This is a genomic window from Streptomyces sp. IBSBF 2435 (assembly GCF_036815005.1).
GTDB lineage: Bacteria > Actinomycetota > Actinomycetes > Streptomycetales > Streptomycetaceae > Actinacidiphila.
On record NZ_JAJSYW010000128.1, the window covers coordinates 1 to 6,103 of the forward strand.

Consider the following 6,103-nt stretch of genomic DNA (forward strand, 5'->3'; position numbering starts at 1 on the left):
GGGGTGGAGGGGAGGGGGCGGTTCATGGACGCCACCGAGGTGCACGGGACGGTTGAGCCGGAGTACGAGCCGGTCCGCGCCGCCTTCGCGGGGAATTTCGCGCGGCGCGGTGACCGTGGCGCGGCGCTCGCGGTCTACCGGCATGGGCGGAAGGTCGTCGACCTGTGGGGCGGCACGACGGCGCCGGACGGCGGCGGCCCGTGGCGCGAGGACACCGCGCAGACGGTTCGGTCCGCGACGAAGGGGGTGGCCGCGGCCTGTCTGCTGCTGCTCCACCAGCGCGGGCAGTTGGACCTGGACGCACCGGTGGGCACGTACTGGCCGGAGTTCAAGGCGCGGGGCAAGGAGCGGGTGACCGTACGCGAGGTGCTCGCGCACCGGGCGGGCGTACCCGCGCTCGATGTGCCGCTTACCCCGGAGCAGGCGCTCGACGGGGTCTCGGGGCCGCGGGCGGTGGCCGCGCAGCAGCCGCAGTTCCCGCCGGGCGGGGCGCACGGCTATCACGCGCAGACCTTCAGCTGGCTGGCCGGTGAGCTGGTGCTGCGCGCCTCGGGCCGTACGATCGGCCGCTTCGTGGCCGAGGAGATCACCCGGCCGCTCGGCCTTGACCTGTGGATAGGCCTGCCCGCCGAGCGGGTGGGTCAGGTCGGCAGGATCGGTGCCGTCGAGGTCCCCGAGCCCTCGGTGTCCGGCGGGCTGCGCACCCGGGCCAAGCAGTCCGTCCAGGACGCCTACGCCGACCCCGGCTCGCTCACCCGGCGGGCCTTCGCCGCGATCACCCCGCTGCCGGACGAGAACGACCCGGCTTACCGGGCCGGGGAGTTGGCGGCTTCCGGCGGAATCGCCACCGCGCGGTCGCTCGCGCGCTTCTACGCGGCGCTGGTGGGCGAGGTGGCGGACGGGCAGCGGCTGTTCGCGCCCGCCACGCTGACCGCGGCCAGGACGCCGGAGTCGGACGGGCCCGACCGGGTGCTGGTGGTCAACACCCGCTTCGGGCTGGGCTACATGCTGCACGGTCCGGCCTCGCCGCTGCTGGCCCCCGGGTCGTTCGGACACCCGGGCCGGGGCGGCAGCCTGGCCTTCGCCGACCCCGGTACGGCCATCGGATTCGGCTACGTCACCAACGGCATGCAGCCCAATGTCACCGCGGACCCCCGTGCCCAGGCCCTGGTCAGGGCACTCAGGGAGTGCATACGCTGACCCGATGCGAGGACGTTTCGAGGATTTCGGTGTGATCGTCACGGGATCGGCGCGCGGTATCGGGGAGGCCACAGCGCGGCGGTTCGCCGCCGAGGGCGCCGGGGTGCTGATCGCCGACATCGACGAGGAGGGGGCCGAGCGGACGGCCGCCTCGATCCGTGCGGCGGGCGGCCGGGCCGAGGCCCGCGGCTGCGACGTCGCCGACCGTACGTCGGTGGACGCGGCGGTGGCGCGGGCGGTGGCCGCCTTCGGGACGCTCGACGTGCTGGTCAACAACGCCTACCGGTGCGGCGACCACCGGCCCGACTTCGCCGACGAGGACGACGAGGAGTGGCGGCTCGACCTCGACGTCAGCCTCGTCGGCGCGATGCGCTGCACCCGGGCCGCGCTGCCCCACCTCGCCGCCGCGCCCGGCCGGCGGGGCGCGGTGGTCAACATCGGCTCGGTCAACGGCATCTCCTACTTCGGCAACCACTCCTACAGCGCGGCCAAGGCGGGCCTGATGTCGCTGACCCGCACGCTGGCAGTGCACGCTGCGCCCAGCGGTGTCCGGGTCAACCTCGTCGCCCCGGGCACGATCCGCACCCCGGCCTGGGAGGGCAAGGAGTCCGTCCTGGACGCGGCCGGTCCGCTCTATCCGCTCGGCCGGATCGGCGAACCCGCGGACATCGCGGGCGCCGTCACCTTCCTCGCGTCCTCCGACGCGGCCTGGATCACCGGGGTGACGCTGCCGGTGGACGGCGGGATCCTGCTCAGCAACCCCGGGTTCGCGGACGCGGTCGAGGCCGCCGGCGAGGCGTAGCGCCGGGGCGGCGCCCTGTCCCGACCACGGGTGGTCCGTTTGTACGGCTACTGTTCGTACTGCGAACTATTGTAGTTCGCAGTACGAACTCGCAGTACGAATGACAATGCCATATCGCATCGTGAGGTGAAACCATGAGCCGAACCACTGCGGCCGTCGTCGGAACGTACGCCGGCGTCGAGGGCCGGGTAAAGCCGCGGCCAGGCCGGACCGGGTGTCAGCGGCGCGGCGGCTCGTTCGCGTCCATGAAGACCACCGGCACCTCGTTGTCGGTCACGACCAGGCCCAGCAGTCCGGCCAGGCTGTCCCGGTCGGCGTCCGCCAGGCCCGACGGCAGCTGTTCGATCCGGCGGCAGGCCTCGGCGTAGAAGGCGTCCGCGAGCTCGGCGCCGCCCGCGGTGAGGGCGACCCGTACCGCCCGCCGGTCCTCGGGATCCGGCTCGCGCCGCACCAGGCCGCGCTGCGCGGTCCGGTCGACCAGCCCCGTCAGGCTGGACTTCGCGAGCCCCAGCATCTCGCCCAGCTCGCCCATTCCGTACGGCTGCGGCATCAGCACACACAGCAACTGCCCCTGCTGGGCGGTCAGTCCGTACTCCCTGGCCGTGTCCGCATACACCGCGTTGACCAGGAACGACGCTCGCACCAGCGCGGTGACGACACTCATCCGCTCACCCACGGCCTTCCCCATGCGGGCCAGGGTACGGGAGACAGGGAAACACAGCGATGACAGCAACAGAGGTGCTTTTCGGGGTCGGCGTCAGCACTGCGATCGGCGCCGCCGCGGGCTTGGCGCCCGGGAGCGTGCCCGGGGTCTTGCGGCTCGCCGCGCGTGCCGACCGGAACGGGCTCGGCCTCTTCTCCGTCTCCGACCACCCTTACGTCGGCGGGCGGTTCGACGCGTACGCCGCCGTGGGCGTCGCGCTCGGCGGCACCTCCCGGATCAGCGGACCGGCCAACGTCAGCAACCTGCCGAGCCGGCCCGCGCCGATGCTCGCGCGCACGGTCACGTCGCTGTCCGCGCTGACCGGCGGGCGGATCGTGCTGGGCCTGGGGGCCGGCGGACTCTGGGACGCCATCGTGCGGCTGGCGGTGCCGCGGCTCGACCCGGCCGCGGCCGTACGCGCGCTGGAGGAGTCGGTCACCCTCATCAGGGCGCTGAGCGGCGGTGGGCCGCCGGTCACCTTCGAGGGCGAATTCCGCCGGGTCCACGCGCTGGAGCCGGCGCCGGTGGCCGCGCCGCGGATCTGGACCGGATCGGTCGGGCCGAAGTCGCCGCGGTGACCGGGCGGGTGGGCGACGGCCGGATCCCCGGCCACGCGGCGGACCGGCTCAGCGCGCGCTGCCGCGAGTCGCGGCCGGTGATCACGCGGTGGGCCGGCGGGCGGCCGACATCGCGACGGTCTTCAACTTCCCGGGCGTCATCACGCCCCGGCCGCTGGCTGCGACCCGGGGCCGCGACGGGCGCTGGTCGGCGGGTCCGCCGGGCAGTGGGTGGAGGAGCTGGCCGGGGCCGTCCGTGAATTCGGTGCGGCCGGCTTCTTCCACTCTCCGGCGCGGGACGCCTCCGCCGAGGATCAGCTCGGGCGCTGGGCGTTGGATGTCGTACCTGCGGGGGCGGGAACGCCTGGCGGCGCAGCCGTTCGCCCTGGGCGGTGCGGTGGCTTCTGGGTCGGGGTGCGTTGCGGCAGACGTGCCCGCTCTTGCCCGCTCGTGCCCGGGGCTCCGGGGTGCGCTGTGGCTTTGTGCCCATGCCCGTTTCCCGGGGGCTCCGGGGCGGATGCCACTTGCGGTCGGCTGCTGGGCGCGGCTGCGTCGTGGCTGGGCCCGCGGTCCCTCGCGCCCCTCCGTGGGCGGCGCTTGCGGTGGCTGCCACGTGCGGCGCTGTCGCGGTCGGGCGCGCAAGTACGCCGCGCCCCTCCGTGAATGCCGCTGGCCTTCGCGCCTCGCGGCGGATCGGGGCCGGGCGGAGCCCGGCCGCCTCGTGCGCGGATCAGCCGCCGTTCCGGGCGTGCCGCTGGCAGGCGTCTGCGAGCTCGGGCGGATATCGGCGTGCGCTCTTCCCCCTGGGGGGTCTAGGTTAAAAGCTAGAGATCCTAGTTCACGAGGAGGCCGACCATGGCACGTGCAGGTGTCACCACCGACCGGCTGACCGCCGCCGCAGCGGCGATGGCGGACGAGGTCGGGATCGACAAGGTCACCCTGTCGGCGCTGGCGCGGCAGTTCGGGGTGAAGGACGCGAGCCTGTATTCGCACGTCGGGAGCCTGCGCGAGCTGCGGGTACGGATCGCGCTCGTGGCCGCCGACGAGGTCGCGGCGCGGATCGGCGGGGCCGTGGCGGGCCGTGCAGGCAAGGACGCGCTGGTCGCCTTCGCGAACGCCTACCGCGACTACGCGCTGGAGCACCCGGGGCGTTACGAGGCCTCGCAGATGCGTTTCGAGCCCGAGGAGGTGGCCGATTCCGAGGGCTTCCGGCGCAATGTGGAGCTGACGTACGGGATGCTGCGGGCGTACGGGCTCACCGAGCCGGACCTCACCGATGCCGGGCGGCTGCTGCGGAGTACCTTCCACGGCTACATCCACCTTGAGCTGAGCGGCGCCTTCGGGCACTCCCGCGAGGTGCGGGCGTCGTGGTCGCGCGGGCTCGACGCGCTCCATGTGCTGCTCGACACCTGGCCGCGCACACCGGCCGCGGGCACGCTCGCGGTACCCGGGGCGCGGTTGTACTACGAGCGGCGCGGCAGCGGCCCGGTGCTGCTGATGATCCCGGGCGGGGCCGGCGACGCCGGGCTCTACGCGGGCATGGCTCCCGGCTTGGCCGAGCGCTTCACCGTGGTGTCGTACGACCCGCGCGGGCTGTCGCGCAGCCCGCTGGACGGACCGGCGGGCGACCAGCGGACGGCGGAGTGGGCCGACGACGCCTACCGGCTGCTGGAAGTGGTCTCGCCGGACGCGCCCGCGTACGTACTGGGCAGCAGCTCGGGCGCGATCGTGGCGCTCGAACTGCTGGCCCGGCACCCGGGCAGGGTGCGCCGGGTGGTCGCGCACGAGCCGCCGCTGGTGGAGGTGCTGGCCGATCCGGCGCCGCACCGGGCGCTCTTCGCGGAGGTGCGCGAGATCTTCCGGGCGCGAGGAGCCGCCCCCGCGATGGCGCGCTTCAGCGAGGGCCTGGGCGGCACGCCGGGCGAGCAGCCCACCGAAGTGGCGCCGGAGATCCGGGAGATGGCGCCGCGGATGCATGCCAACCTGCCCTTCTTCCTCGACCGCATGCTGTGCCCCTTCACCTCCTCCGTGCCCGACCTGGACGCCCTGCGCAAGGGTGCGGACCGGCTGGTGATGGCGGTCGGCACCGACTCCCGCGACCAGGTCCCGCTGTCGGGTCCCGCGGCCCGGCTGGCCGAAGCGCTCGGCACGGAGCTGGCCGAATTCCCCGGCGGCCACCTCGGCGCGACCGAGCACCCCCGCGAATTCGCCGCACGGCTGGTGGAGTTGCTGGACGCTTGAGCGGGCCGCCGGCTCGGGGGCGCGCTACCGCGGCGGCCTGGTCAGGTCCCGGCCCCCGCGCGGACCGCGGCCCAGTCCGTGGCGCCGGGGTGAGTGCGGGCGCGGGGGAGCCGGGCAGCGCGGTTCCCGTGCTCCCGGTGGAGCTGGGCGAGGTCGAGGGCGACACCAGGCGGCGGCCCGGCAAAGGTGAGTTCGGCGACCCGGCGCGACATCGCGGCGAGCAGCGCGCGGTTGAAGTCGGCGACGGCGCCGACGAATTCGCCGGTGGGTGCGGTCACCCGCCCCGCCTGAGCGCCCGCGAACTCGATCACGCCCTCCGGATCGGGCCGGTGCCGCCACGCGAGGGTGACCGTGACCTCGGGCTCCGAGGTACGCCGGCAGCGCACCGGCGGGGCGACCCGCAGACAGCCGGTGTGGAGGAAGCCCGCGCTGTGCCAGGCCACCGCCGCCTCGGCCTGCGGTGTGTCCTGCCACTCCCACGGCGGCTCCAGTCGCGCGGCCATCTCCGCGGGGTCGGGCGGCACCGGCTCCAACGCCCCTGCCACCAGGGCGATCAGGTCCTCCCGCAGCCGCACCGCGTAGTGCGCGGGGCCGTCCCGC

At 74.6% G+C, this 6,103-nt stretch carries 5 protein-coding genes and 2 pseudogenes; 5 read left to right on the plus strand and 2 right to left on the minus strand.

Annotated features, from left to right (window positions below):
• Positions 1 to 24 precede the first annotated feature (24 nt).
• Both V7E46_RS22840 and V7E46_RS22845 read left to right on the plus strand, forming a co-directional pair.
• On the plus strand, positions 25 to 1,200 hold the full coding sequence (locus tag V7E46_RS22840) for a serine hydrolase domain-containing protein (protein WP_333770177.1): 1,176 nt from the start codon (positions 25 to 27) through the stop codon (positions 1,198 to 1,200).
• A gap of 4 nt (positions 1,201 to 1,204) precedes the next feature.
• Entirely contained in the window at positions 1,205 to 2,002 is a 798-nt protein-coding gene (locus tag V7E46_RS22845) for an SDR family NAD(P)-dependent oxidoreductase (protein ID WP_333770166.1), read from the plus strand.
• Between the two features lie 217 nt (positions 2,003 to 2,219).
• On the opposite strand, the gene V7E46_RS22850 is transcribed toward V7E46_RS22845, so the two are convergent.
• Positions 2,220 to 2,666, minus strand: a complete 447-nt coding sequence (locus tag V7E46_RS22850) for a MarR family winged helix-turn-helix transcriptional regulator (protein WP_333770178.1) — start codon at positions 2,664 to 2,666, stop codon at positions 2,220 to 2,222.
• Positions 2,667 to 2,725: 59 nt separating this feature from the next.
• On the opposite strand from V7E46_RS22850, the gene V7E46_RS22855 reads away from it, so the two are divergent.
• The 3 genes and pseudogenes from V7E46_RS22855 to V7E46_RS22865 all read left to right on the plus strand — a co-directional run.
• Positions 2,726 to 3,283, plus strand: a complete 558-nt coding sequence (locus tag V7E46_RS22855; RefSeq protein WP_333770167.1) for an LLM class flavin-dependent oxidoreductase — start codon at positions 2,726 to 2,728, stop codon at positions 3,281 to 3,283.
• Between the two features lie 834 nt (positions 3,284 to 4,117).
• Positions 4,118 to 4,687 (plus strand): annotated as a pseudogene (locus V7E46_RS22860) (TetR/AcrR family transcriptional regulator); the annotation flags it as partial.
• Positions 4,688 to 4,807: 120 nt separating this feature from the next.
• Positions 4,808 to 5,503, plus strand: a pseudogene (locus V7E46_RS22865) (alpha/beta fold hydrolase); the annotation flags it as partial.
• A gap of 41 nt (positions 5,504 to 5,544) precedes the next feature.
• On the opposite strand, the gene V7E46_RS22870 reads toward V7E46_RS22865, so the two are convergent.
• Positions 5,545 to 6,103, minus strand: a 559-nt coding sequence (locus tag V7E46_RS22870) for a DUF5984 family protein (RefSeq protein WP_333770168.1), incomplete at its 5' end; no start/stop codon positions are given.